This is a genomic window from Planococcus sp. SE5232 (genome assembly GCF_050686535.1).
Classification (GTDB): Bacteria; Bacillota; Bacilli; order Bacillales_A; family Planococcaceae; genus Planococcus.
This window is the reverse complement of sequence record NZ_JBOGCP010000001.1, coordinates 52,253-78,601: the sequence shown is the minus strand read 5'-3', so window position 1 is coordinate 78,601 and position 26,349 is coordinate 52,253. Positions and strand designations below refer to the sequence as shown.

General features: G+C 45.5%; 22 protein-coding genes and 1 riboswitch. Of the genes, 4 read left to right on the top strand and 18 right to left on the bottom strand.

The genetic code is table 11. From position 1 onward, the window contains the following. Positions 1-173 precede the first annotated feature (173 nt). Positions 174-716, top strand: coding sequence for an ECF transporter S component (locus ACRC6Q_RS00360; protein ID WP_223636116.1), 543 nt, complete (start codon positions 174-176; stop codon positions 714-716). Positions 717-774: 58 nt separating this feature from the next. On the opposite strand, the gene ACRC6Q_RS00355 is transcribed toward ACRC6Q_RS00360, so the two are convergent. From ACRC6Q_RS00355 to ACRC6Q_RS00315, 9 genes are all read right to left on the bottom strand, one after another. Further along, a complete protein-coding gene (locus ACRC6Q_RS00355) occupies positions 775-1,416 on the bottom strand; it encodes an O-methyltransferase (protein WP_431465474.1) in 642 nt (213 codons plus the stop codon). Between the two features lie 496 nt (positions 1,417-1,912). After that, the gene (locus ACRC6Q_RS00350) at positions 1,913-3,412 is read right to left on the bottom strand and encodes a malate:quinone oxidoreductase (protein WP_223636110.1); all 1,500 of its coding nucleotides are present in this window, start codon (positions 3,410-3,412) and stop codon (positions 1,913-1,915) included. Between the two features lie 293 nt (positions 3,413-3,705). After that, positions 3,706-4,848, bottom strand: a complete 1,143-nt coding sequence (locus ACRC6Q_RS00345; RefSeq protein WP_431465473.1) for a mannitol-1-phosphate 5-dehydrogenase — start codon at positions 4,846-4,848, stop codon at positions 3,706-3,708. A 5-nt stretch (positions 4,849-4,853) separates the two neighbouring features. Next, the gene (locus ACRC6Q_RS00340) at positions 4,854-6,941 is read right to left on the bottom strand and encodes a BglG family transcription antiterminator (protein WP_431465472.1); all 2,088 of its coding nucleotides are present in this window, start codon (positions 6,939-6,941) and stop codon (positions 4,854-4,856) included. 578 nt (positions 6,942-7,519) lie between these two features. After that, positions 7,520-9,433, bottom strand: a complete 1,914-nt coding sequence (locus ACRC6Q_RS00335) for a PTS mannitol transporter subunit IICBA (RefSeq protein WP_223636101.1) — start codon at positions 9,431-9,433, stop codon at positions 7,520-7,522. A gap of 306 nt (positions 9,434-9,739) precedes the next feature. Next, positions 9,740-10,846, bottom strand: a complete 1,107-nt coding sequence (locus ACRC6Q_RS00330) for a sensor histidine kinase (RefSeq protein ID WP_431465471.1) — start codon at positions 10,844-10,846, stop codon at positions 9,740-9,742. Continuing rightward, the gene (locus tag ACRC6Q_RS00325; protein ID WP_223636098.1) at positions 10,830-11,522 is read right to left on the bottom strand and encodes a response regulator transcription factor; all 693 of its coding nucleotides are present in this window, start codon (positions 11,520-11,522) and stop codon (positions 10,830-10,832) included. The genes ACRC6Q_RS00330 and ACRC6Q_RS00325 overlap by 17 nt, the downstream gene beginning before the upstream one ends. 29 nt (positions 11,523-11,551) lie before the next feature. Beyond that, positions 11,552-12,130, bottom strand: coding sequence for a VanZ family protein (locus tag ACRC6Q_RS00320; RefSeq protein ID WP_431465470.1), 579 nt, complete (start codon positions 12,128-12,130; stop codon positions 11,552-11,554). A 231-nt stretch (positions 12,131-12,361) separates the two neighbouring features. Continuing rightward, entirely contained in the window at positions 12,362-12,862 is a 501-nt protein-coding gene (locus tag ACRC6Q_RS00315; protein WP_431465469.1) for an LURP-one-related/scramblase family protein, read from the bottom strand. Positions 12,863-13,168: 306 nt separating this feature from the next. Between ACRC6Q_RS00315 and codA the strand changes: the two genes are divergently transcribed. Beyond that, positions 13,169-14,428, top strand: a complete 1,260-nt coding sequence (codA, locus tag ACRC6Q_RS00310) for a cytosine deaminase (protein WP_431465468.1) — start codon at positions 13,169-13,171, stop codon at positions 14,426-14,428. Positions 14,429-14,635: 207 nt separating this feature from the next. After that, positions 14,636-15,205: a YdeI/OmpD-associated family protein gene (locus ACRC6Q_RS00305; RefSeq protein WP_431465467.1), complete on the top strand. Its 570-nt coding sequence runs from the start codon at positions 14,636-14,638 to the stop codon at positions 15,203-15,205. A 342-nt stretch (positions 15,206-15,547) separates the two neighbouring features. On the opposite strand, the gene mmuM is transcribed toward ACRC6Q_RS00305, so the two are convergent. Genes mmuM through ACRC6Q_RS00285 form a run of 4 tightly spaced genes read right to left on the bottom strand, consistent with a single transcriptional unit; the run spans position 15,548 to position 18,822 of the window. Beyond that, positions 15,548-16,483 carry a homocysteine S-methyltransferase gene (mmuM, locus tag ACRC6Q_RS00300; RefSeq protein WP_431465466.1) on the bottom strand — a complete coding sequence of 312 codons (936 nt, stop codon included), beginning with the start codon at positions 16,481-16,483 and terminating at the stop codon, positions 15,548-15,550. A 42-nt stretch (positions 16,484-16,525) separates the two neighbouring features. Then, the gene (locus ACRC6Q_RS00295; protein WP_223636082.1) at positions 16,526-17,266 is read right to left on the bottom strand and encodes an amino acid ABC transporter ATP-binding protein; all 741 of its coding nucleotides are present in this window, start codon (positions 17,264-17,266) and stop codon (positions 16,526-16,528) included. After that, positions 17,263-17,985 carry an amino acid ABC transporter permease gene (locus tag ACRC6Q_RS00290; RefSeq protein WP_223636080.1) on the bottom strand — a complete coding sequence of 241 codons (723 nt, stop codon included), beginning with the start codon at positions 17,983-17,985 and terminating at the stop codon, positions 17,263-17,265. The genes ACRC6Q_RS00295 and ACRC6Q_RS00290 overlap by 4 nt, the downstream gene beginning before the upstream one ends. Before the next feature lie 21 nt (positions 17,986-18,006). Next, positions 18,007-18,822, bottom strand: coding sequence for a transporter substrate-binding domain-containing protein (locus ACRC6Q_RS00285; RefSeq protein ID WP_431465465.1), 816 nt, complete (start codon positions 18,820-18,822; stop codon positions 18,007-18,009). 268 nt (positions 18,823-19,090) lie between these two features. Next, a riboswitch (SAM riboswitch) is annotated at positions 19,091-19,195 on the bottom strand. Positions 19,196-19,510: 315 nt separating this feature from the next. On the opposite strand from ACRC6Q_RS00285, the gene solA reads away from it, so the two are divergent. Next, complete coding sequence (solA, locus tag ACRC6Q_RS00280) at positions 19,511-20,683, top strand: N-methyl-L-tryptophan oxidase (protein ID WP_223636076.1); 1,173 nt, start codon at positions 19,511-19,513, stop codon at positions 20,681-20,683. A 184-nt stretch (positions 20,684-20,867) separates the two neighbouring features. Here the strand turns inward: solA and ACRC6Q_RS00275 are convergent, their stop codons facing one another. The 5 genes from ACRC6Q_RS00275 to ACRC6Q_RS00255 all read right to left on the bottom strand — a co-directional run bounded on the left by ACRC6Q_RS00275 (position 20,868) and on the right by ACRC6Q_RS00255 (position 26,309). Then, positions 20,868-21,506, bottom strand: coding sequence for a Yip1 family protein (locus ACRC6Q_RS00275; protein ID WP_431465464.1), 639 nt, complete (start codon positions 21,504-21,506; stop codon positions 20,868-20,870). A 277-nt stretch (positions 21,507-21,783) separates the two neighbouring features. Next, a complete protein-coding gene (locus ACRC6Q_RS00270) occupies positions 21,784-22,554 on the bottom strand; it encodes an alpha/beta hydrolase (protein ID WP_431465463.1) in 771 nt (256 codons plus the stop codon). A 203-nt stretch (positions 22,555-22,757) separates the two neighbouring features. After that, positions 22,758-23,816 (bottom strand): Gfo/Idh/MocA family protein, encoded by a 1,059-nt coding sequence (locus ACRC6Q_RS00265; RefSeq protein ID WP_223636068.1) that lies wholly within the window; start codon positions 23,814-23,816, stop codon positions 22,758-22,760. An 11-nt stretch (positions 23,817-23,827) separates the two neighbouring features. Next, positions 23,828-24,802, bottom strand: coding sequence for an ABC transporter permease (locus ACRC6Q_RS00260; RefSeq protein ID WP_223636065.1), 975 nt, complete (start codon positions 24,800-24,802; stop codon positions 23,828-23,830). Further along, positions 24,795-26,309, bottom strand: coding sequence for a sugar ABC transporter ATP-binding protein (locus ACRC6Q_RS00255; protein ID WP_431465462.1), 1,515 nt, complete (start codon positions 26,307-26,309; stop codon positions 24,795-24,797). The genes ACRC6Q_RS00260 and ACRC6Q_RS00255 overlap by 8 nt, the downstream gene beginning before the upstream one ends. Positions 26,310-26,349 lie beyond the last annotated feature (40 nt).

The following is a 26,349-nucleotide window of genomic DNA, read 5'->3' as shown; positions in this document are numbered from 1 at the left end:
CGCGGAATTTTTCCGCAGGCAGCCGGGCTTTCTTACATATTCGATTAAAACAGCATCTATGAAGATGAGGTTTTCAAACTGACCCCTAAGTTTTATTCGGAATTGGCACTTTTAACTGGATCAGTCCTCTGCTAATCTTATCTGAAAAAGAAAAGATAGGAAGGTAACCACCGATGCAAAAAACAACCAGCTATTCACCTGCAGCCAATACCCGCACATTTGATTTGATTTTAAGCTCCATGGCCATTGCACTTGTCTTTGTCTCTACTTTATTGCTGAATATTCGCCTGCCAATTGCGGCAAACGGCGGGCTTGTCCATTTGGGCACCGCGATGCTCTTCATTATCGCCATCTTGTTCGGTCCAAAAAAAGGACTGATTGCTGGTGCAATCGGCATGGGTCTGTTTGATTTGGTCTCCGGCTGGACCTTATGGGCGCCGATTACCATACTCGCTCGCGGCCTGCAAGGGTATCTGGTCGGAAAGATCGCCTGGTCCGGCGGCAGAAAAGGCGGCAGTACGAAATTCAATATTTTAGCTGCCATCGTCTCGATTCCATTCATGGTCGCTATCTACTACCTCGGCGAAGCCATCATCTTCAGCAGCTGGATTATCCCGGCCGCTTCGATTCCTGGAAACCTTGTCCAAAATACGGTTGGTTTGATCATCGCAATTCCAGTAGCAGTTGCCTTGAAGAAAACGCCGTTTTTCAAATAAGTTTTCTATCGGTTCACCTAAAAAGGAGCATGTCTGAACTTCAGACATGCTCCTTTTTTCAGTTTTTCACTTGCGAGATAGTCAGGCCGTCGCCTATCGGAATCAATAAGGATTCCAGTTGAGGGTGATTCGCCACAACAAGATTAAATGCCTTCATCACTTCTGTATGGCTGCTGGCTTCAGCTGCATCGTCCGCTACCGTTCCCCTTGCGAGTACATTATCCGCAACGATCAAAGCGCCAGGAGTTGATAGCTTCAGACAGTAATCCAAATAATTTTCATAGTTTCCTTTGTCTGCATCGATAAAGAAAAAATCGAATTTGCGATTTTCTTCCACCAGTTTTTCGAGGCTCACTAAAGCCGCTCCTGTCATGTAGGAAACCTGTTCACCGAATCCAGCTTTCGTTAAATTGCTGTGCGCCAGTTCTGCATACTGTTCCTCAAGCTCAAGCGAAGTCAACTTCCCTTCTTTCCCGGCGAATCCTCTCGCCAGACAAATACCGCTATAGCCTCCAAGCGCTCCAATTTCCAGCACATTTTTAGCGCCTGAGATTGAGACCAGCATCGTCAGCAGCTTGCCGGACGATGGCGATACAGAAATCGAAGGCATTTCATTTTCCTTTATGGAAGCGACAACTCTGTCTAAAAGTGGATCTTGTGTGGTGAAGGCGGCATCAATGTATTGGTTGATTTTCTTCATGTCCAGGACCTCCTTTTTTGTCAATTGGATTTCTTTTTCTGTCTATATAAGTTGAACTAAAGAATTTACTTTTTTAACTCAACAAGAGTGAAGAAACGAAGAAAGTGCTCCAGGCGGATGCTTTCCGCGGACGAAGCGCTGAGCCTCCTCGTCGCAAGCTCCTGCGGGGTCTCATCACTCCGTTCTTCCGCGGGAGCAGTGCAACGACATACAAGAAATCCACTCGGGCGTTTAGCCCGAGTTAGTTCGGCGCAAGCCCGTAGGAAAGATACGGCCGAAAGGAATTCGGATCGTATCTTTGCGACGAAGCTAGCGCAGCGATGCAGGAGCACCGGGTTTTTAGGAGCTGGTTTGTGGAATATCCATAACAGAATTGTTTCTGTGAAAAATTATTAGTTCAACCTATATTATATGAATAAATTGTATACGTTTGTAGATAAAACTGTCCAAAAAAGCCCCTCTCATCGACTTTGATGGGAGGAGCTTACGTAAGCAATTAGATTCCTACAGGGCTTTTTTCATCCAACTGAAGTGCTTTTGCTGTTGAAATATGGATTTCCTGAAGAAGTTCCGGATTATCAGACAAGGATACGCCATAAGACGGAATCATTTCTTTGATTTTCGGCTCCCATTCGCCTACCTGGTCCGGGAAGCATCTTTGGAAGATTTCAAGCATTGCATGAACGGCCGTGGATGCACCTGGAGAAGCTCCAAGCAATGCAGCAACTGAACCATCAGCAGCAGTGACGATTTCTGTACCGAACTGCAAGGTTCCTTTGCCCTTATCCGTATCTTTGATGACTTGTACACGTTGTCCCGCTACGACGACATCCCAATCCTCAAGCTTGGCAGTCGGAATGAATTCACGCAATTCTTCCACGCGTTTTTCATTGGACAGCATGACCTGCTGGATCAGATATTTTGTCAGTGACATCTCTTTTGCGCCTGCAGCCAGCATCGTAAAGACATTGTTCGGTTTGACAGATCCGATCAAGTCCATATTCGATCCTGTTTTCAGGAACTTCGGTGAAAAGCCGGCAAATGGTCCGAACAACAAGGATTTCTTGTTATCGATGAAGCGTGTATCCAAATGCGGTACTGACATCGGAGGAGCTCCGACTTTTGCTTTTCCGTATACTTTTGCATGGTGCTGCTCGACGATTTCAGGATCGTTGCAGACCAGGAACATTCCGCTTACCGGGAATCCGCCGATATGCTTGGATTCCGGAATGCCTGTTTTCTGAAGCAAAGGCAAACTTCCGCCGCCGCCGCCGATAAAGACGAAGTCAGCGCTATGGTATTCGATTTTATCGTTTTCCAGGTCCTGCACTTTTACTTCCCAAGTACCGTCGCCGCTGCGTTTAATATCTTTAACTGCATGTTTGTAATTCATCTCGACCTGCTGCTCTTTCAAGTGGTCAAACAGCATTTCCGTTAACGCGCCAAAGTTGACGTCCGTTCCGGAATCGATTTTTGTAGCTGCCATTGCTTCATTTGAAGTACGGCCTTCCATGATAAGTGGAACCCATTCCTTCAATTTTGCAGGATCAGCTGAATATTCCATGCCGTTGAACAACGGGCTGGCTGATAATGCTTCGAAGCGTTTATTTAAGAATCGGACATTGTCTTCTCCCTGCACTAAACTCATGTGGGGAATCGACATGATGAAGTCCTGAGGGTTTGCAATGCGTTTATTGTTTACAAGGAAAGACCAGAACTGTCTTGAAAGCTGGAACTGTTCGTTGATTTTTATCGCTTTGTTGATGTCGATGGAACCGTCTGCCTGTTCCGGAGTATAGTTCAGCTCGCAAAGTGCAGCGTGGCCGGTTCCTGCGTTATTCCATTCGTTGGAACTTTCAGATCCCGCTTTTTCAAGTTTTTCAAACACTTTGATGTTCCAGTCTGGCGCTAGCTCTTTAAGCATCGATCCTAAAGTCGCACTCATGACACCAGCACCGATTAAGATGACGTTTCTTTTTTTCTGTTGGTTGTCCATTATAACCTTCCTTATCCCGTATATTTGCAAATAGGTGCAGCTTGCTCCTGATCAAATAATACAAAAAGCCAGGCTCAACCGAAAAACGCACCTTTTCTGCCTCAATTGTGTAATTATATCATATTTATCGTATCTACCTATCTACTTTTGCCTGTCAATTATACCTTAAGTAGAACGGCTTAAAAAGAAAGATGCCTGTTTTAAGAAGAAATGAGCCTGAAAAGCCCAAATGCTGACATTGTCCAGAATGTCAGCATTTGGGCTTATTTTATATTCCGCTTTATCCTGCACGATTACCGTCTTTGTAAAGCTTCATAATGACGCACGGCTGCTTTTGTGATGTCACTGTTTTCAGGCAAGCCACTGACTGTTTGCAAAACAGCGGCCGGCCCGTTTTTGCGGATCATCTCCTGGATTTCCATCGCTTCCTCATCTTCTGGATAATCGAACGCCAACGCAGCAGCAATGGCCTTCGCCAGGTTGGTGTAAGAAAGACCCGCTTTTTGTGCCTGGGTTGCCGGTCGGATCAACCGGTCTTCAGGACCAAGCTTGCGGATCGGGGCACGTCCAACGCGTGTAACGCCGTCATTCAAGTAAGCATTCTTAAAGCGTTCGATATTCTTGTTGATGTACGTGAGATGTTCTTCGTCATCCAGTCCATATTCCTTCACCAAGTAAGCACCGGTCTCCTTCAACGTCTCTCTGACCTGCTCGACAATCTTCTCATCAGCCAAGGTTTCATCAATCGTCGATTTACCTGCCAGATAGCCGAGGTAAGCAATAACAGCATGGCCCGTGTTCACTGTGAACAGCTTCCGTTCAATGAATGGCGCAAGGTCCTTGACCCTTGTCATGCCGGTTACCGGCGGGATGTCTTCAGTCGTTTCCACGACCCACTCGTAATAAGGCTCAACCAGGACATCCAGTGAACTTTGGTCCTGGATCGGCACGATACGGTCAACAGCCGAGTTGAAGAAATAGACCTTTCCTTCCAGCTGGTTCTTCGTCTCTTCATCGAGGTTGTCCAGGATATGCTGCTTCAGGATATCCGTTGCACCAATCTGATTTTCGCAGGCGATGATATAAAGCTTGTCATCTGTTGCCGTCACCCGGTTCGCCAGACCGCGGGCGATCAGCGGCGCGATTCTCGGCAAAATGTTCGGGCCGATTGCTGTGGTCAAGTAGGTCGCTTGTTGAATCGCGTCAATGACATCAGTGTCATGTGTCCTATTATTGATGCCTGACACGTTTTCGATGGTGATGGATTCTTCTTGTGGCTGAGCCAGTTTTACCTGATACCCTTTTTCTTCATTCAGCTTATTGATGACCTGCTCTGCAACATCTACAAACGTCACGTGGTACCCCGATTCGGAAAACAAAGCCCCGATAAATCCTCTGCCGATGTTTCCTGCTCCAAAATGAACCGCTTGTTTCATTGTCATCATTCCTTTATCAACTTATTTTGTAGATAATCCAAGAAAATATCTTCTAATTTCTGCCGGATCACTTTTTCGTTGGATGACGAAAAAATCATCATGGCTATATCACTTTCGATCAAACTCGTACTGATCAAGCTAAGTATTTCCTGTTCCCTTCCACTCAACATCGTGGGCGCCAACATCAGCAACAGGTTTTTCATCTGCATATCCTCACCATCCATCCCTTTGACTAAAAGCGGATCATCCAAATGGATTATTTGAAATACGGGTTTTTGGATAGAATCATCCCGGCAATGGAAAAGTGCCATATTGGTTTCCGGAATCCCCAATCCACCTTTTTTCTCACGCTCTTTCAATTCGTTCAGGGCAGAAGCCGCATCTGTGATGAGACCATCCTCTGTTGCTGATTCGATTACTTCCTCCAAAACTTTCCAATGATCTGTCGCAAGATGTTTGTTGAGGACCTTGAAGTTGGCCAGGATCGCTTCCATACTGCCCTGCACTTCTTTTATTTCCCGCAAGACTGTCTGTACGTCGGGCCGATTGTTCGCAAGCATCGTTTCGCCGGGATTTCCGGCATTCAGGTAGTGTTTTTTGCCGGTGATTTTCCCGACATTGTTCTGCAGGTAACTTTCGATATAGCCGATATCCCTGTCACTCAATAAGGGGCTCACCATTATATAATCCACTTCCGTGACGGGCAGGCGGATCGTTGAAATCACCAAATCGTAATCCTGGAAATGAGCGGATTGAAAATCATTGATGGACAACACTTCCACTGAATTGATTTCGGGCAGTTCTTTTTGAATGCGGCTTGCCAGCATTTTGGACGTTCCGATGCCTGTCGGACAGATGACGACCACGTCAATTCGAACCTTTTCTTCGTTCATCAGCAAAGCGGAGCCGAAATGCAGGACAATAAACGCCGTCTCGTCAGGGGAAAAATCCAAGTCCGTGAATTCATTTTCCAGACCTTGCTTGACCGCCATGAACAACACCGGGTACTTACGCCTGATTTCATCGGTTAATGGATTGAAGGACTCCAGCTTTTGGTTTAGGCGGAAAATCGAAGGCCCCATATGTGCGAGCAACCCCTGGTACAGCGAAAAATCATCGATCAGATTGACATGCAGCTGCGCTGAAACATCGCGGATCAGGTTTTTAATCAGCCGCCCGAGCAGCACACTGTCATAGTAAGCCAAGTCAGCCGTCTGTACTTTCGAGCCTTTCAGAATTACTGCTAAAAACTGGACATCCGCTGCAGTCAGCCCAATAGAAAACCGCCCGCGCAACTCTGTACAAACATTTTCCATCAAGCGGTATTCAGTGTCTGAACCAACTTCTTTTTTGTTCTTCGGTTCAAGCAGAAAGCCCGCTTCCGTGCGTTGAAGAGCCAGACAGCTATAGACCACCAATCCAATGTAATCACTGTCCGCCAATCTTGTTTGTTCCTTATTGATTTTTTGATCCACTAATTGATCCACGACAACCAAGTACTTCGGTGAAAAATAGCCAAGAATCTTCTCTTCCTTATTTTTTCCTTGCTGGAGAAAATACAAACTCTCCACCATCTCTTCATAAAAATAAGCAAGGATGTAGCCGCCTAACGCATGGCGCTTATTTGCTTCTCTGCCATTCACTTCAACGCCGACGCCTCTTGTCCGCGACAACTCGATTGAAAATTTCCGCAGCCAGTCGGTTACATCATCCAAGTAGGCTGTCAGCGTGGCTGTACTGATCCCCAATTGGCCCGCCAGCACCTGCATTTTGAAAAACGGTCCTTCATGCAGCAAAATAACCAGCAGCTTCAGCTTTCTCTCTTCCGGTGTTTCATCCGCTGGACTAACGGTGATCAAATTCTGTATCAGGCGGTAGACCTGCTCATTCGGACCGGCAATAAAAAGCCCTTCATCGCCCGTACGTTCCACGGTCAAATCAAATTGCTTCAGCATCTTCCCTACTGATTTCAAATCCCGCTGGATCGTCCGGGCGCTGACATCCAAGTAGGAAGACAGCGAATGCACGGTATGCTTTCCAGAAGTTCGGACGATCAGCTCGATAATGGACTTTTCCCTAAATGTAATAAACATCGGCCTCACTCACTTCACTTTTAAGTGCTTTTTTTTAGAACAAGGAAATGTAGATAGATAAGTTGAACTAATGATCTTCATGATATTCCACAAATCAGCTCCTGAAAACCCGGTGCTCCTGCATCGCTGCGCTAGCTTCGTCGCAAAGATACGATCCGAATTCCTTTCGGCCGTATCTTTCCTGCGGGCTTGCACCGAACTAACTCGGGCTTTTGGCCCGAGTGGATTTCTTGTATGTCGTTGCACTGCTCCCTTGGGAGTCTCCGCTGATTTGCTCCATATCTTTTATCAATACAGTGGAAACACAGAGGCTCACTTCGATTTTACTACATCTCTTAGCGCCGCCGCGCCCAGGGGCTAGGCGAAGCAAGAAGACTGGCGCTCTTTGCCTGGCTTCTTGCGGGAGCCAATGAGGGACCAGGCATTCCTGGGACCTCATTTGCGACGAGCTTGCGCAGGAGCAATCGTCTTTGCTCTACCCAAAGCGTCCGAAGCGTTGTGTAAAGCAGGTTTCTTTAGTTCAACTTATAGAGAATAGAACAAAAAGGCAGGAATCCCCGCCTTTCTGTTACTGCTATTTAATTGCTGTTGATGATCGCGATTAATTCCTTAGCGGACTTCGCATTGACCAGCTTGTCTACGTTAAGTTGTTCTGCACAAATGACGGCGATTCCTGAAAGGATTTCCAAGTGTGTGCCGTCCTTTCCGGCGATGCCAAAAATCATTTTTGCGCTTTCTCCATTAAAGTCTACTCCATTTGGAACCTGAACAACAGTAAAGCCCGACTTCAGGACAGATTTTTTGGCGTTTTCCGTGCCGTGGGGAATGGCGACATTATTGCCCATATAGGTTGTCGTGATTTCCTCGCGCTTCATCATCTCATCCACATAGGATTCTTCGACATATCCGCCCCGGACCAATGCTTCCCCCGCGAACCGGATTGCTTCTTCTTTTGTGCGGAATTTCTGGTTCATAAAGACGTTTTCCTCCAGCAGGAGCTGATCGTCTTCAGTGCTATGTGGGACACTTGCTTCACTTTCTTCGACAAGTTTATGCTGCTCACCTGTCACGCCTGTTTGCAGACGGTCGATCAGTTGATCGTATTCAGGGCTTGATAGGAAGTTATCGACTGAAATATGATAGGCATCCGGCACTTTATTTTCTGCGCGCGGCGTCAATTTTTCCTGTGTAATAACAATTTGGGAATCAGACGGAATTGTACTGATTGCCGTGTTCGTCACTGTTACATCCAGACCTGCTTCTTTTACTTTCTTGCGCAGGAGAGAAGCACCCATTGCACTCGATCCCATTCCGGCATCGCAGGCAAAAACGATTTTCTGGACATTTGATGGGAATACTCCGCTGACATTTCCAGCAGGCTGTGTTATTTCCCGGGAAATAGAACTCTTTTTGCCTTTCATCTGTTCCATTTTCTTTGTGGCTTCTTCCATATCTTCATCTGTTTGTTTACTCGATTTCAATACGACTGCTGAGATGGCGAAAGACACGGCAGTTGCGACAAAGACGGCAGCAAAGTTGGCCAGGTAAGCCATTCCCTCAGGCGGTGTAACCGCTGCAATGGCCAGAATGCTTCCCGGCGATGCGGGAGCAACCAATCCGCCACCCATTAAAACAAGTGTAAAAACTCCGCTCATTCCGCCGAAAATGACAGCCAGCAATAACATCGGCTTCATCAAGACGTAGGGGAAATAAATTTCATGAATCCCCCCGAAGAAATGGATGATGGCTGCTCCCGGAGCTGACTGCTTGGCGATGCCTTTTCCAAACAGCATAAACCCAAGAAGTACACCAAGTCCCGGACCCGGATTCGCTTCCAGCAGGAACAGAATCGATTTGCCTGCCTGTTGGACCTGCTCCAAGCCGATTGGTGTCAACACACCATGGTTGATGGCGTTGTTCAGGAACAGAATTTTTGCCGGTTCGATCAAAATGCTCGTCAACGGCAATAATCCCGCTGCCAATAACCAGTCCACTCCAGAAACAAGAACCGAAGTAAAAGCACTTACAGCCGGTCCGATGCTGAGAAATGCAAAAATGGCTAATGCGCCGCCGAGAATACCGGCAGAGAAGTTATTGACCAGCATTTCAAAGCCGGTCCGGACTTTCCCTTCGATCAATTGGTCAAATTTCTTGATAGCATATGCGCCGAGCGGACCCATGATCATGGCACCCAGGAACATTGGGGTATCCGGAGCTCCGACAATGACCCCCATTGTTGCGATGGTTCCGACCACCCCACCACGCTGATCGTAAATCAGCCGGCCTCCTGTATAACCGATCAGAAGCGGCAGCATATAGGTAACCATCGGCCCCACTAGTGAAGCAAGATTTTCATTCGGAATAAATCCTGTTGGGATGAATAGGGCTGTAATCAATCCCCAAGCAATAAATGCGCCGATATTCGGCAAAACCATGGAGCTCAGGAAATTACCGAACTTTTGTATCCGAACCTTCATTGTTGATTCGTTCATGTGATCCTCTCCTTCGAAATGTAGTTTGTGAAGCTGTACGAAAGTTTTCAAGATACGCGGCGCTGCAGAACACCGTCTGCCGAAAAACTTAAAGTTAATTTATCTCTCTATGATGTGTTTCCATCATAGCCCTTGAATGGAAGCGTATTCAATAACAAGGAAAGTCAACTTTGTCGTGCTTGTCGTGACAAGGCTGTTGTTATATAAAAAAGACCGCCCTTTCATCAGTAAGTATGACGAAAGGACAGTTTTGCTTTTTATTGTTTCATCGCTATTTATTATGAAAATACGTGCTGAAACCAGTAATTAATGACTCTTTTTAGGAAGTTTCACCACAAAAGCTGTTCTTCCCAATGAGCTTTCTGCTTCAATTTGTCCGCCATGCAATTCCAAAATGCTTTTTACGATAGCTAAACCTAACCCCGAACCCCCTGTATACTGGGAACGTGATTTTTCGACTCTGTAGAACCGTTCGAATAGGTATGGCAAATCAATGCTTGGGATAACTTGGCCATAGTTCGCTATTTCAATTTCGATGAGTCCTTCCGATTCCTTTACCAGAAGATCAATATACTTTCCATCTTTCCCATACCGGATGGCGTTTTGAATCAGGTTTTCAAATACTCTGGCCAGCTTTGTTCCTTCTCCTATTACAAACGGTGTTTCAGTGTATGAAAATTGCTGCCGCATCTCCATTCCTGCCTCTTTAAGCTGGAACTGGAATTGAACGGACAACTGGTTCAGCATTTCTTCCAGATTGATGGGTACTTCATTGACCAGTGCTTCTTTATTCTGCACCAAGGTATACTCAAACAAATCATTGAGCAATTGGTTCAACTCATGGGATTTCTGATGGATGATCTGGATATAATACCTGAGCTCCACTTCGTTTTTGTACTGGTCTTCGTTGATCAAATCCAAATAGCCGACAATGGATGTTAAGGGAGAACGAAGGTCATGCGCGACGTTGGTGATTAAATCATTCTTGATCTCAGCAGCTTTTTTTTGCTCGGCTTTCGCTTTTTCTAACTGCAGAACGAGTTGGTTCACCCTATCGGCTAGTTCCCCTATTACTCCTCCATCTTCAATTGTCAATTCTTGCTCAAACTGCCCTTTTGCGATATTTTCCATTTCTTTCATCATGTTCTTCATCGCACTTTCCGCATATCGCTGCCGCTCAAACAGATAAAAGTAAGATAAGATCAGAGCAAATGGCAGTAGACATAATAGGAAGAAAGGCACTAAACCAAAAGAGCCGCTCAGCTCGATAAAACCCGCGAGCCTGGAAGATTCTGTTTCCAGGAAATACAAGGCAAAAAGAAGGACTTGAGCGGCGGCTGCTGTCAGTATGATTGCCAGAAAGATGTATAGCAGCGATTTCCACATCGGAATAAACTTAACGACTTTTTTCAATTTTATAGCCTACTCCCCAGACAGTTTGAATTAAAGCTTCCCTAGGACTGGCTGCCTGCATCTTGTCCCGAAGATTCTTAATATGCACCATCACTGTCTTGTTTGATCCCATACTGTCCTCCTGCCACAGCCGCTTGAAAATTTCTTCCGAACTAAAAACAGTGCCTTGGTTTTTAGCCAACAAATAAAAGATATCAAATTCGCTGGAAGTCAATTTGATTTCCTTGCCATGTACACTGACCCTGTGACCTTTTTTATCGATTTCCCAGGAATCGATCTGGATGCTCCCCTGTTCCCTGTCTCGCGGAATATAGCTAGCACGCCGCAGCAACCCCTTTACACGAGCATTCAATTCCAGCGGATTAAACGGTTTGGTCATATAATCATCTGCCCCCGTCATCAGTCCAGTGATTTTGTCCATGTCCTGCACCTTGGCGCTAAGCATAAGAATCGGTATCTGACTAGTTGCCCGCACCTGCCTGCAAAACTCCAAACCGTCCATGCGGGGCATCATAACATCCAGAACGATCAGATCGACAGAAACATGTTCGATGACTGCCAATGCCTCTAATCCGTCCTGTGCCTGCAAAACCTCATACCCTTCATTTTGCAAATAAATCTCTGCCAGCCTCGCAATGTCACGGTCATCATCAACGATTAAAACAATATGGCTCACGCTTGTTCTCCCCCTCTTTAAAATCCATCTTACCGACCTATTCCAGCTCTTTTTTCCAGGCAGAATTTGTGGAAAATGGTTTGAGCCTGTGAAATTCTTAGAATTTGCCTTATTAGTAGAAACCCTATCACAGCGCCTAATGTATTCGCAATCAAATCATTGATATCTGTACTTCTCCCGCTTCCGAGCAAAATCCGGACGGCCAATTGAGTGAGTTCAAACGATAAACTAACATAAAACCCTAGACGGGCTGCCTGTTTAACAGATCGGATTTTCCGGCTTAAAAACGGCAAGTACATTCCAAAGGGTACCAGCATGATGATATTCAACAGGAAAGTCTTCAGATCAATCGTCAAGACCGGAATAAAGTTGGTGGATTTGTACCACGGTGTCAGGTTTCGATATTCACCGAGATTCACTTCAATTGGAAAAAACACCAAATGCATCATAGCGAGAAAATAAACGGTGAAAGACAGCATTAGCGTAAATTGGCCGAAAGAATAGTTTTTCTTTAACAAGGTGGCAACAAGCAAGTAGATGATCAAAAGCATGAACACCGGCAATAGGATATCAGTAGAATTGATTGTGAAGATGATTGAACCATTCATTTTTCTTCCTCCTAGTAATCATTATTTCGTTTGTCTTTTGGATCGGTATGCCTTTCTTCAAGGGATAGGTAAATTATAAGTAGTATTTTTAAAGTTTTTTTTAAGAAAGCAGAAATGATTTTTTAATATTGGACAAAAGAAAGAAACAATTCCAGAAGCCAGTGGATGGCCAAGGAATTGCTTCTTTTTAACGGCTATACGTTAAACTCAATTTCATCGTCTCACTTTAAACTACACTGAACCCCCAGCAGACGCAGCAGCTGCCTGATCAGCTTTGACACAGTCAATCGCAATCACAATGGCGATGACGACCGTCTCCATCTCCTCATCCAAAATTTCCACCTTGTAGGTGTCTCCCCAGCTCAACCATTCTTTGCTCACCTGGCCAATCACTTCTCCATTTTGCACTACTTGAAAATCCAGATCCCACCAGTTTCCATGGATTTCAATTCCGGTACCGTCAATTGTATAGCGGGCTTTGAACAAAGAAAACTCCTTTTTGATCGTTAACCGCTCCTGTCCGTTCACTTCAACAAAAAACTTCGGCAGAAAGCTGAAGGTCTTTTTGGTGATGAGCGCGACTTCATCCCTTGCCATATTCAGTATGGAGAAGGTTTTAGGAATCTGCAGAAAGCTGCCTTCCACATAATAGACATCCTGCTGTTCCTTATCCTTCACAGCAAATTTGCCGCTTAGACTGAATACCTTTTGTTTAATGTAGAGTTCGTTCATCGTAATCGTCTCCTTTTTTATCAGATTGGAATTTATACAGGATATATCAAGCTTTTCCGCTCCCATTTCACGTTTTCTTTAGTATGAAGGAAAGTCTTGGAAGAAGCACGGAAGTTAGGAGGAAGATTTGAAGGCTGATAAGCCTCCCCCAACTACCAGGGATAAGGGGTCGACTCGGCATATTTCCTCCGGTTTTGATAAGATGCCAGTGAGGTGAATCGTATCTATTGGCGAGAAGCACTGGCCTCGCTGAAGCTTTCAAAACACCGCCAGAAGAATCTAATTTCTCGAAAGGAAGAGAGCTGCATGTTATTAAAAAACGCAAAGCTTTACGGACAAGAAGGAAAATGGGATATCTCGATCCAATCGGAACAAATCAACTCCATCAAGCAAGCTGCAAACCCAACTGAGGAAACTGATGAGCAAACCATCGACTTAAAAGGAAAAATCGTATTGCCCCCTTACGTAGAGCCCCATATCCACCTGGACTACGTGTTGACAGCGGGAACGCCGCGATGGAGCCAATCGGGTTCTGTCTTCGAAGGAATAGAAATTTGGTCAGAACGAAAACAACTCGTAACGGAAACAAAAGACGATATTAAAAAAAGAGCGTTGACGGCGATCAAGATGCAGCTGACACACGGCATCCAGCATGTACGGACACACGTCGATGTCAGCGATCCGACCTTAAAAGGATTGGAAGCCTTATTGGAAGTAAAAGAAGAAATCAAACCGTGGATGGACCTGCAGATTGTAGCACTTCCTCAAGAAGGCTTGTACACCAAACCAGATGGGGAAGAACTGCTGATCAAAGCATTGGAGATGGGCGCTGATGTCGTCGGCGGCATTCCACATTATGAATTGACCCGGGAAGATGGGGTCCGTTCGGTGTGTAAGGCGCTTGAACTGGCTGTGAAATACGATAAATTGGTCGATATCCATTGTGATGAGATCGATGATGACCAATCCAGATACCTTGAAGTGCTTGCAGGAGAGGCATTGAAACTGGGCATCGGACATCGTATAACAGCCAGCCACACGACGGCCATGGCTTCCTACAGCAATGCCTATACGTATAAATTGTTCCAGACCTTGAGAAAAGCCAAGATCAACTTTGTCTCGCTGCCAAAAGCCAATCTTCATTTGCAGGGACGCTTTGATGGCCATCCGGCGCGCCGCGGCATCACACGTGTGAAAGAACTGCTGGCAGATGACATCAACGTCTGTTTCGGTCTCGATTCGATCATGGATCCATGGTATCCGCTCGGTGACGGCAACTTGATGAGTGTCGTCGATACCGGTCTGCATGCTTGCCATATGACAGATTACGCCCATATCGTAAAAGCGCTTGATTTGATCACCATCAATGGCGCCAAAACACTGGCGATTGAAGAAGGCTATGGCATCAAAGAAGGCCATCAAGCCAACTTGATCGTTATCGATTCTGAATCTGAATACGAAGCAATCCGGACGCAGGCTTCCGTTCTTTACTCGATCCGCAACGGAAAAATCATCGTTGAAACCAAACCTGTTGAAACGACGATGACTATTTCTCTTTTTTCTTGAAAAAGAGTTGAAAATCCATAATGAACAGATAAAGAGGAGCCGATTTTACGGCTCCTCTTTGCTGTTTCATCTCCTACAAGACTAATTTTATTTTTCTTTAACTCGGCTGTTTTGAATACACCATGCAAAGAACGTCCATACATTTCCAATGATTCATGTACCCGTTATACTAAGGGCAAATATTCCTTAAAGAAAGGATTGGCCAAAATGGAAATCGAGAATCTGATCGACGTGAAGACCCGGCAGGAATTGAGGGAGTGGCTTGAGGAAAATTCTGCGGCAGAAAAGTTCTGCTGGGTGGCCGTCAGCACAAAAGAGCAACCAGGAGTCGTCCAATATTTAGACGCAGTCGAAGAAGCTTTATGTTTCGGCTGGATCGACAGCACCAAAAAGAAGCTGTCTGATACGGAAACGGTTCAACGGCTATCTCCAAGAAAGAAAAACAGCCATTTTACTGAGTTGAATAAAGAAAGAATAAGAAGATTGGAGAAATTAGGGTTGATGACAGAAAGAGGGCGGCGGGTCTTACCCGATATGCACCCTGAGTCCTTTCTCATCGATGAGGAGATTGAAGCACGCCTGAAAAAAGAGGCTCAAGTTTATCAAAACTTCCTGAACTTTCCCGAACTCTACAGAAGAATCCGAATCGATACCATCCAAAGCCATAAAAAAGACCCTGAACTTTTCAATAAAAGATTGGAAAAATTCATTGAAAACACAAGGGAAAATAAAATGTACGGCCAGTGGCATGACAATGGCCGCTTGCTTGATCATTGAAAGTTACTGCCAATCGCTCATTTATATAAACATCATAAAATAAGCTTAGACAGAACTTGGGATTGTATGAACCATAATGAAAGCGAATTGAGGCGGCTCTACTTTGTGATGCCTGAACTCATCTACTAGAATCAAGAAATCCTGAAAAACAAAAAACGGGAAGAGAACCTTCTTTCGAAGTTTCGTATCTTCCCGCTTCTAAACCCTTCTATTCTCTTATCTATTTAAACCAGAGTTTGCAATGCAATGTTACCGGCTTATACTTAATTGCTTCCACCAAAAAACTACTTATAACCAGGCGCTCCATATGGCTCTCTGATGCCTCTTCAAGCAACGGAACATCTATTTACGGGCCCACTCAGCAATCGCTTTGATATCCTCAGGAGCAGTTCTACAACACCCTCCGATGATCTGGGCACCGGCTTCATGCCAGCGCCGTGTATTTGAGGTAAACAGATCTGCTGAAGAACCTTTCCCCCATGTCTTGCTTGTCGGATCGTATTCTTCACCTGAATTCGGATACACGATGACCGGCTTGCTGGTCTGGCTCTTCACCTCGTTGATCAACGATTCGATGAGGTGGGGTGCTGAACAATTGATGCCGATTGCCGCTGCTTGCTGTTGGCCATCCAACCACTCCGCACATTTGGCGATTTTCTCTCCATCGCTTATGTGATATTCGTCTTTTGCGCTGAAACTGAACCACGCATAGACATCCGGAAACTCCTTTAATACTTTGACGATCGCTTTAGCTTCCGCCAGACAGGGGATGGTTTCACACGCTAAAATATCTGCACCCGCTCCAACCAACACCCGGATCCGTTCTTTATGGAAGGCAATCAATTCCTCTTCGCTCACCGAATAATCACCGCGGTATTCAGAACCATCCGACAGGAACGCTCCATATGGCCCGACAGAAGCGGCAACGAGTGGTTTCGGCCGGTTTGATTGATCCTGCAAATCTGACCAAAATTCATCACGGGCTTCTGCTGCAAGTGCAACAGACTTGTCGATCAAGCCGATTGCCTCCTCCCCGGTCAACCCTCTTTCTTTATATCCTTCGATAGTCGCCTGGTAGCTTGCGGTAATTGCGCAATCTGCACCTGCCTGAAAATAATCCAAGTGAACTTTCTTGATCAATTCCGGGTTTTCCATCAAGACTTTTGCCGACCATAAGCGGTCATTTAAATTGCAGCCGTAATTCTCAAGCTCTGTGGCCATCGCGCCGTCAAGAATGACAATTGGGAAGCGGTTCAAAATTTGTTCGATCGGGTTCACGCTAATTCATCCTTTCCAAATCCAAGCTCTTTTTGCGATTTATTAATTGTTCCGGGTGGCTTTGCCTAAAAATTGCTTTGTTCTTTCCATTTTTGCGTTAGTAAAAAGCTGATCCGCAGTGCCTTCTTCGATGATGACACCGTCTTCCATGAAAATGACACGATCCGAGATTTCACGCGCAAAGTTAAGCTCATGGGTAACGATAAACATCGTTTTGCCTGTGTCTGCCACACTTCTGATTGTCGCCAAAACTTCATCAACCAGCTCTGGGTCCAGAGAAGACGTCGGTTCATCAAACAATAACACTTCCGGATTGAGTGCAAGTGCCCGAGCAATGCCCACCCGTTGCTGCTGGCCACCCGATAGTTGTACCGGATAATGGCTTAGCTTATTCGACAAGCCCACCCGTTCGAGAATTTCCAAGCTCTTCTTTTTCGCTTCGTCTTTCTTCAGTTGCTTGACACTGGTTAACCCGATCATTACATTTTGCAGCACGGTTAAGTTTTTAAACAGATTGTATTGCTGAAAAACCATTCCTGTCGACGTTCTCAAAGCAAAGATATCCGACTTGCTGGCTGATTCAACGTCCACTCGGTTGCCGCCGATTTCCACTATTCCGCTGGTCGGCTGCTCCAGGAAATTGATGCAGCGCAACAGTGTCGACTTGCCTGAGCCGCTTGGTCCCAAAATAGAAACAACCTCGCCTTTATCGACGCTTATATTGATTCCCTTCAGCACATGATGGCTGTCGTAATATTTATGGATATTTTCCAATTTAATCATGAGGCAATCCCTCTTTCATATCTGCGAGCCCGCTTCTCGATTTTCACCAGCAACCGCTCTACTATTATGCAAAGGATCCAGTAGACGATGGATACCGCAATGTATACTTCAAAAAATGCCAAACCGCGGGACCCAAGAATTTTGGCTTGCCCCATAATGTCCACGACGCCAATGATGAAAACCAGCGACGTGTCTTTGATCGTGCTGATGAACATATTTCCCAGGTTCGGGATTGCGACTGCCAACGCCTGCGGGAAAATGATTTGAAGCATCATTTGTGTAGGCTTCATCCCGATTGCTTTTGCAGCTTCAAATTGTCCCCGATCAACCGATTCGATCGCTGACCGGATCGTCTCGGACAAATAAGCGCCCAGATTAATGGAAAAAGCCAGTAGCGCATATACTTCGGGCGGTATACTGTTGACGTCGGCGGACTGAAGCCAGCCATATTCAATCTGTAAATAATAGATGATCTTCGGTATTCCATAAAACACCAAATAGATTTGGACCAGTAAAGGCGTTCCTCTGACAAAAGAGATGTATATCGATGAAACCACACTTAATACCGGAACCTTGTATATTTTGATCAATGCGGTGAAAACCCCGATAACTAAACTCAAAATCAATGAGCCGACAGCTATCCCGATGGTAATCGGGAGCCGTGAAATAATAGCAGGAAAACTTTCGATTAAAAATTGTATATCCAGTAGATTTTCCATTTTCTCTTTCCTTCCACAGACCTATTCAGGGATATATTCTCCGCCAGTCCACTTGATCGACAGGTCCGTTAAGGTACCGTCTTCTTTAAGTTCTTTCAGGATGGGATCGATTAAGGATTTTAATTTTTCGCCCTCTTCTCCATTTTTCAACACAATTCCCATGTCATCATTGACCAAAGGCTGCCCCACAATTTCTACTCCTAAATTGTTTTTTTCCAACACCGCATTCATCATAATCGGATCATTCACGTAGGCATCGACACGGCCATTTTGCACGTCCTGCAAAATTTCCGAAGGGTTTCCACTTTCGCTGTATTTCAACTCAATGGGCGTATCTGCTGTTTCGTTATACTCCTCCAGCAACAGCGTATAAGAATCCCCCGCTAAAGCGCCAACCGCCTTTCCTTCTAAATCCTCTACAGTCCGGATGTCTTCTCTTCCGGTTTTCACCGCAATGACTGTTTCTGCTGCAAAATAAGATTCATCGGTGAACAAGTACTTTTCCTGGCGTTCAGGTGTTTTTGCTACTTGGTCTGCGATTGCCTGAACCTTATTGGATTCGAGTGCAAGAAACATGCTATCCCACGGAACGGCGACAAACTCGAATGTATAGCCATCCAATTTTTCATCGATCGCTTTCACCATCTCGACGTCATACCCTGTCAATTCATTAGTGTCATCCGCAAAAGCAAATGGCGGATAATCATTTTGCGTTCCTACCACAACCACTTGATCGCCCGTTGCACTTGTCGCTTCCTCCGACGAACACCCACTTAACGCCCCGATTACACCCAGTGATAAAAACAGGGATCCCAATACATAATGTTTTCTTTTCATTTTCATGCTCCTTTTTTAGGCAACAAGCCGTAAGTCAATTTGATGGGGAAAGGCAAAAGCCAATTTTTCTTGCTATGTAAGCTAAATGTAAAGACATTACTGCCGGCAAAGGACTAGTTGCTTATCCATACATGGGGTCATCCTTTTTCTTTTGCATATTTCCAAGTCACCGAAAACCTCCTTTTTCTACTTTTCAAGAAAATCATTTTTGCAATCGCCCTTTGGAAACAAAAAAACCTCTTCCAATAGGAAAGAGGTTTCAGCCAAATTCTTATCTCTCAGAATAAAACACTCTGCAGGAATTAGCACCTCTCATAAAAATGATGGTTGCTGGACTTCACAGGGCCTGTCCCTCAGTCTCTCTTGATAAGTTATTTAATTTTTTTTTCATATTAACGATAGTATTTGACATTGGCTCTCATGTCAAATACATTTTTATTCTATTTCGAATTTACTCAAAATTTTTTTGCACAAAATTGGCGTTTATACCCAACGAATGGAGCTCCATTGCAGAGTGTCCACCAGTTTCTGAGTTCCCGTTGAAATAATTCAAGGCGTATAGCGCATAATGGACGATTGACAATCCCTCACATCTTTCATACCATCTAGTAATAATTCACCCTTGCTTTTTTACAGGAGAGCGTCGTTTTAAAACCACTTTACTAGCAAAGAAGATTGGAGCGAGAAAATGACCAAAAAAGCTATTTATGATGTCGCAATAATTGGAGCTGGAACAATGGGAATGGCTGCCGGCGCTTTTTTGGCACAGCAAAACGTGAAAACTGTTTTGATCGATGCCTTTGATCCTCCGCATATCCATGGCAGCCATCATGGCGATACCCGCTTGATCCGCCATGCTTACGGCGAAGGGAGGCAATACGTTACATTAGTAAAACGTGCGCAGCAATTGTGGGAGGAACTGGAGCAGCAAACCGGCTTCAACATCTTTGAAAAAACCGGGGTCGTCGGCCTTGGCCCGCAGGATTCGCCCTTCCTGCAGGAGACAATTGCGGCTGCTCATAAGTATAACCTTCCGTTAGAGATGCTGACCGGCAAGGAAATCAACGAAAGATGGCCGGGATTTTCTGTACCTGACCATTTCATCGGCTGCTTTGAATCAGAATCAGGAATCCTCTACAGCGAGAATGCCATTCGGGCATACAAAAAAATGGCTATTACACACGGAGCACAGCTGGTTGCCCATACACCCGTTCAACACATCGATCTTCACGACGAACAAGGTGTAAAAATCACGACCGAACATATGACGTTTCATGCCAAGAAAGTAATCGTCACGGCGGGAGCGTGGGCAGCCAACCTGTTGCCGGATTTGAAGCTGCCGATCCAGCCGATCCGTAAAGCTGTGGCTTGGTTCGAAGCGCCTTCCAAATTATATGACGCAGTTAACTTTCCAGCTTTTTTTGTAGAAGACCAAGATAAAAAGTTCTATGGTTTCCCCAGTTTGAATGGAGCGGGCCTTAAAATCGGAAGGTCGGATGGCGGACAGCCGATCGACCCGAATCTGCAGACCCAGAACTTTGGAGCACACGAATCAGATGAAGGCGACTTGAGGCAGGGTCTTGAGCTTTACCTCCCCCGTGCAAACGGCAAACTAAAGCAAGGAAAAACATGTTTATATACCCTTTCGGCTGACAATGATTTTATCGTCGATTTCCATCCCGAAGATCCTCGTGTCATTTTCGCCTGCGGGTTTTCCGGCCATGGCTTTAAATTTGGAAGTGTCATGGGAGAAGTATTGAGCCAATTGGCTTTAGCAGGAGAAAGCCAATTGGATATCTCTATATTTGCTCTCAGCAGATTTGGCTCAGGATCCAAAACACTACGCCCGTCCGAATTCTAATAGACAAGAGGTGAACTGAACAGCAATGAAAATGTAAATTGGAGCCGCTGTTCCTGCACAGTCTGGACGCAGAAACAGCAGCTTCAATTCCTACTCGATATGCTACTGATTTTAAACTCTTCCACAGGCTGCTAACCCGTTTTCCTGATCGCGTTGACTTGCTCCCTACTAAAACATGGCTCTATCAGAACCCGTTAAAAAATGAGGCAAACAAGACAAAAACAATAAGCAGAACAAAGATGGTGATTATGATGCCTGGCAGAATGACAATGAAAAATCCTTTCCAAGACGAGACACGATGGGCTTCGCCTACTGCTTTGCAGACGATGACGAATGTCCAAACAGACACTACCCCCATCACCAAGGACATGACAACGACAAGCAGATTGCCCTCCACATCCCGCCGGTCTGCAAAGAACGTTTCAGGTGACGCAAAAGCCCAGATAATCAGCAGTGGCAGAAGCCAAATTTGTGGTATTTGAGCTGTAGCCAATGCTTTGAACATTTCCTGATAGGATGCCGTTCCTTTGAACAACCGCCCAACCAGCAACAATATAGCGGCTCCCAGGAAATAACCAAACGCACTCCCGATCGGACCGGTAACCAATGCCTGAAGAACAGCTGCCCACGCCGGCATGTTGGCGCTTCTCGTATTCATGAGCCCGAGCAGGCCTGAAGCAAACCCCGTCAAGACAATGAGCAAAATGATGTATTTAGCGGACTTGCGGTCAATGACGAAGCGGACGGTTTCACGTGTGCGCAGCCAAATATCGGTCAACGGATTCACTTCACGCTCTTTGCGTAATCGATCTTCCCTCACCATGGTTTCCTCCTCCTTTCTTTCGTTTGTTACAGCGGCTGGCAGCGGCATCCCCTCATTTTCCTATATTATTGTAGTTCCCCCTTTCCTCTTTTATTATCAGAAATGCGCTTATATTCTTTGCCAGAAAGTTAAAAAGGATTCTTACAGGCCCGAATGGCCCGAAAGAATCCTTTTTATACAATGTCTCAATCAATTGGTTCACTTTCTATTAAACAATTAACTGAGCGACAGCAGCAGGTTGCAATATGACCGTTCTTAAGTTCACTCCGACTAAGCTCTAAAGCTTTTCACCCACTAGTAAGGGGAGTGTTTCTTCGGCAAACTGAATGGCTTTTTCGGCAATAAAATCCAATTCATGGTCCATGGAAGCAATGTGATAGGAATTGTGCAATTCGTATTTCCTCTTTCTCTCTGATTGAACCCTGCGGAGAATGTAATCCGTATTGCCCGGTGGTACAACATGATCTTCGAGCGACTGGAAACAGACGACCGGACAGCGCACGTCCGCAAGCTTAGCATCGACAGCGTTCATATACTTTAATAATTGCTGATACGCTTTGACTGGTGCCTTCTCATAAGTGATTTCCAGCGCATCCTCTTTTTTGATGTCCGGCTGGCCTTCGGTGACATAAGCGGAATACGGCTGGTCGCGGTATGGTTCAAACGCAGGGATGTCAATCGCCGGATTAATCAGGACAATTCCTTGAATATCCGGATAGCGGCTGGCCAAATCCAAGCTCAAGGTCCCGCCCATCGATTGCCCAATGACGATAACGCTGGAACATGCCTGTTTGAGGTCCTTATAGGCCTCTTCTATCCGCGCAAACCAATCGTCGCAGACAAACTGTTCGAGGTCTTTGAAATGCGTACCGTGGCCAGGAAGCCGTGGACAAGAAACCGTATAGCCATGGGCAGCAATTGCCTCACCCAATTCCTTTACACTTTGCGGCGTGCCTAAAAAGCCGTGGCATAATAAAATCCCCATGCTATTTCCTTTCAGAAAAAATGAGTCAGCTTCTGGGATGACCGGATATTGTTCATGTACCATTTGAATCCTCCTATGCCTGTTCTAAATCTATCTGCTCGTGCTAAAAAGCTTATTCACATTAGACTACACTTAAAACCTACTTGTCAACTTGGTTTTAAAACCACTTACTCTTGAGGCCACATATTTGTCGGACTTTCGCTGAATAGATGATTCCTTCATGGAATGACCGTTATGTACAGAAACATTCAAAAAAGAGTCTCTCCCTATTGATGAAGGAAAGACTCTTTTTCAATTGTGATCACCTGTTTTGTTTCAGCCGATTCCATGATACCCAGAATGACTCTCAACGATTTAAGTGCATCTTCACCAGTTACAATCGGCTCCTGGTCCAAACGGATGGCATCGACAAACGCATCGATGACACCACTGGGGGTCTGGTTATCGTTCGTCTGGATCGCTTCCAGCTCATAGTTTATTTTTTCGCCGGATTGCATGATGATTTCCAGCTGGTACTGCTCGTTGTGGTAAATTTTCATGATGCCTTTCTCACAATAGACGATGGTGCTGTTATCTTCTTCTCCGTAATACGTCCAAGAAAACGCCGCATTGCCGAGACGTCCTTTTCGGGTTGCCAGGCTGCATACCAGATTGTCGCATACTTCAATCGGCTCACCATTTTCATCCACTTTATGCAAAGCCCCTTGAAATGCGCTCACTTGGACAATTTCATCATCGAGCAAGTAATGCAGTAAATCTATCTTGTGGATGCCCAAATCTCCGCCAACGCCAAACCCCGACCGTTCCTTCTTATAAAACCAGGTGGACTTGGTCTTATTGATCCCCCAGGCTTCGGGGCCTGAGTGCCCGAATGCCGTGCGGAATGTCAGTATCTTCCCCATTTCCCCACTGGCAAGGATTTCTCTAGCTTTCTGATGTGCGCGCGTGAATCGCTGGTTATGGTCGACCATCAATTTTTTTCCGGATTTTTTCTGGGCTGCCAGTATTTCTTTCGCGTATTCCACCGTCAAGGAAATCGGTTTTTCGCACAGCACATGCTTTCCGCTTAGAAGCGCCTTGGTAGAGAATAAATGGTGATGCTCATTCGATGAACAATCGCTGATTGCATCGATGCTGGGATCAGCAAACAATTCATCGACGCTTTTTGCGAGAGTCCCGCCAAACAATTCCACCATCGCTTCTGAACGGTCGAGGTTGCGGTCGTAAAAAACAATTTCATCAACATATGGATTCGCTGAATATTCCGGTGCGTGGCGCATTTTTGTAATGGAACCGCATCCGATAATGCCTACTTTGATGCCCATTCAATTTCCTCCTATTCTCTTTTTTGGAACACTACTGCAATGATGATGATCAATCCTTTAACGAATCCCTGAAGATGCGGAGAGACATTCATCAGATTCATCATATTGTTCAAAATACCCAAGATCAGAATTCCGAAAATCGTCCCAATTATTTTTCCGCGGCCGCCGGTCATGCGCGTACCTCCAATGATTACGGCTGCAATGGCATCGAGTTCGTACTGTGCACCCGAACTGGAAGAAGATATCGAGTTCAGGCGTGAAGTTTCAATGACGGCCGCGACCCCGACCAGCGTACCAATCAAGGTATAGACCCCAATTTTGATGCGGTCTACACGGATCGCTGACAGCATCGCCGCTTTTTCGTTTGATCCCAGGGCATAAACGTACCTGCCGAATCGGGTTTTGTGCATCAATACGTAAATCAATACCGCCATCGCAAAGAAGATGATGACGGGAAAATCGAAAATCCAAAAGTCACTGTTGGCAATGGCGGTAAATCCGCTGACTTCACCCGATACACTGCCTCCTTCAGCAATGTAAAGTGCAATCGAACGCGCTCCCGCCATCATCCCAAGGGTGGCAATAAATGAAGCGATCCTGCCTTTTGCAACCATCAGGCCATTCAGGAACCCCGCAAACGCCCCAACTAGCAGTGCCGTAAAAACACCTATTAAAATACTGCCTGACGCATTCAAAGCCAATACGGATACAACACCGGCGAGCGCTAAGACGGAACCGACTGATAAATCGATGCCCCCTGACAGCATGACCACCGTCATGCCGAGTGCAATAATTCCGATGATCGAGACTTGCATCAAGATATTCAGTTGGTTATTGAGATCGAGAAATCGTGGGTTCATCGCGGAGGCAGCAATATAGATAATGACGAATGCGATAATGACACTGTATTCTGACCAAAGCCAGGACAACCGGCTTTTCATGCTTGAAGATTCTGGACTGTATTCTTTTGCATCTATGTTAGCCAATTTTCTCTCCCTCCTTTTTTGCTCCTGTAGCGTAATGCATAATCTCTTCTTCGTTCGCTTCATCTCCTGTAAATCGTGCCGTGATTTCCCCGTGGTACATGACGTGGATATTGTGGCAGATCCTCATCACTTCCGGCGCTTCAGATGACAGGATAATAATGGCTTTGCCCAGCTTCGCCAGTGCCAGGATCTGCTGATAAATCTCCTGTTTGGCGCCGACATCAATCCCTTGCGTCGGATTGTCGAAAATCAGGATATCCGTTTCCGCTTCCAACCATTTGGCGATGATGACTTTCTGCTGGTTTCCGCCGCTTAATTTATCGATAGTGATGCGCGGATTGTGCACTTTAATATTCAATAATTTTTTATAGTCGTTGAATTTCTGCTGTTCTTTTTTGTCCTGTATAAAACCCATCCGTTCAAAATTTCCCATCGACGACAAACTCATATTATGGATAACGCTCAAATCTTTGATGATGGCATTCTCTTTCCGGTCTTTCGGCACATAGCCCAGCCCCGCTTTCAGCGCTTTTCGGGGATGATTTATTTTCACTACTTTGCCTTTCACTTTGACTGTGCCGGCGTATTTCTTCCGGTACCCGAACAAACTTTCAAAGAGCTCGGTCCTGCCATCGCCTGCGAGACCCGTAAAACCCACGATTTGGCCCTTTTGCACAGTGAAGTTGATGTCCTTGAATAAACCTGTACTTGATAAGCCCTCTACTTCTAACGCCAGATCTCCAAAGCTGTGCTCATGCACGTACCGCTCCTGGGAAATGGATTTCCCTACCATCAATTTAGTGATCACTTCCAGATTTTCGTTTTGCATGACGTCCGTCTTCACCAGCTGGCCATCCCGTAAAACCGTATAGCGATCGCACACTTCCTGGATTTCCTTCAATTTATGTGAAATATAAATGATGGAAACACCGGATTTCTTCAAGTTCCTCATCAGTTCAAAAAGACGGCTCACCTCATGTTCTGCGAGCGAGGTCGTCGGTTCATCCATGATGATCAACTGGGACTTGTGCAGCAGAGCTTTTGAAATTTCAATCAGCTGCTTATAGGAGGTCGCAAGATTGCGGACATATTCTTTCGGATTGATCGTAACGCCAAGTTCCGCTAAAATTTTATGAGTTTGGCGGCACATTTCTTCCACGTTCAAAACTCCGATTCTATTACGAATTTCTGAACCTAGAAACATGTTTTCATACACTCTTAAGTCACCGACCATATTCAGCTCCTGGTGGATAAAGCTTATGCCTTGTGCCTGAGAAACATGGGGACTTGTCATGGCCACCTCTTCGCCTTTGACAAAGATCTGTCCGCTATCTGGTTGATGGACACCGCCTAAAATATTCATCAGTGTCGATTTGCCGGCTCCGTTTTCGCCAAGCAAGGCATGAATTTCACCTTTTTCCACTTCCAGATTTACATTTTTCAAAACGGGTACACCGTTAAACGATTTCCCGATATTATTCATTGCCACAAAAGGATGTGAAGTCATATCTTTACCCCCTTATAGGAAAAGAGGAAATGCAATGGCT

What these genes read in the sequence shown, in the direction of transcription:
- ACRC6Q_RS00265 (WP_223636068.1), bottom strand. Translation starts at nt 23,816, where the DNA reads ATGGGCATCAAAGTAGGCATTATCGGATGCGGTTCCATTACAAAAATG.
- ACRC6Q_RS00285 (WP_431465465.1), bottom strand. Translation starts at nt 18,822, where the DNA reads ATGAAAAGAAAACATTATGTATTGGGATCCCTGTTTTTATCACTGGGT.
- ACRC6Q_RS00290 (WP_223636080.1), bottom strand. Translation starts at nt 17,985, where the DNA reads ATGGAAAATCTACTGGATATACAATTTTTAATCGAAAGTTTTCCTGCT.
- ACRC6Q_RS00270 (WP_431465463.1), bottom strand. Translation starts at nt 22,554, where the DNA reads ATGGTACATGAACAATATCCGGTCATCCCAGAAGCTGACTCATTTTTT.
- ACRC6Q_RS00305 (WP_431465467.1), top strand. Translation starts at nt 14,636, where the DNA reads ATGGAAATCGAGAATCTGATCGACGTGAAGACCCGGCAGGAATTGAGG.
- ACRC6Q_RS00360 (WP_223636116.1), top strand. Translation starts at nt 174, where the DNA reads ATGCAAAAAACAACCAGCTATTCACCTGCAGCCAATACCCGCACATTT.
- ACRC6Q_RS00255 (WP_431465462.1), bottom strand. Translation starts at nt 26,309, where the DNA reads ATGACTTCACATCCTTTTGTGGCAATGAATAATATCGGGAAATCGTTT.
- codA (WP_431465468.1), top strand. Translation starts at nt 13,169, where the DNA reads ATGTTATTAAAAAACGCAAAGCTTTACGGACAAGAAGGAAAATGGGAT.
- ACRC6Q_RS00315 (WP_431465469.1), bottom strand. Translation starts at nt 12,862, where the DNA reads ATGAACGAACTCTACATTAAACAAAAGGTATTCAGTCTAAGCGGCAAA.
- ACRC6Q_RS00345 (WP_431465473.1), bottom strand. Translation starts at nt 4,848, where the DNA reads ATGAAACAAGCGGTTCATTTTGGAGCAGGAAACATCGGCAGAGGATTT.
- ACRC6Q_RS00275 (WP_431465464.1), bottom strand. Translation starts at nt 21,506, where the DNA reads ATGGTGAGGGAAGATCGATTACGCAAAGAGCGTGAAGTGAATCCGTTG.
- ACRC6Q_RS00340 (WP_431465472.1), bottom strand. Translation starts at nt 6,941, where the DNA reads ATGTTTATTACATTTAGGGAAAAGTCCATTATCGAGCTGATCGTCCGA.
- ACRC6Q_RS00355 (WP_431465474.1), bottom strand. Translation starts at nt 1,416, where the DNA reads ATGAAGAAAATCAACCAATACATTGATGCCGCCTTCACCACACAAGAT.
- solA (WP_223636076.1), top strand. Translation starts at nt 19,511, where the DNA reads ATGACCAAAAAAGCTATTTATGATGTCGCAATAATTGGAGCTGGAACA.
- ACRC6Q_RS00335 (WP_223636101.1), bottom strand. Translation starts at nt 9,433, where the DNA reads ATGAACGAATCAACAATGAAGGTTCGGATACAAAAGTTCGGTAATTTC.
- ACRC6Q_RS00320 (WP_431465470.1), bottom strand. Translation starts at nt 12,130, where the DNA reads ATGAATGGTTCAATCATCTTCACAATCAATTCTACTGATATCCTATTG.
- ACRC6Q_RS00350 (WP_223636110.1), bottom strand. Translation starts at nt 3,412, where the DNA reads ATGGACAACCAACAGAAAAAAAGAAACGTCATCTTAATCGGTGCTGGT.
- ACRC6Q_RS00295 (WP_223636082.1), bottom strand. Translation starts at nt 17,266, where the DNA reads ATGATTAAATTGGAAAATATCCATAAATATTACGACAGCCATCATGTG.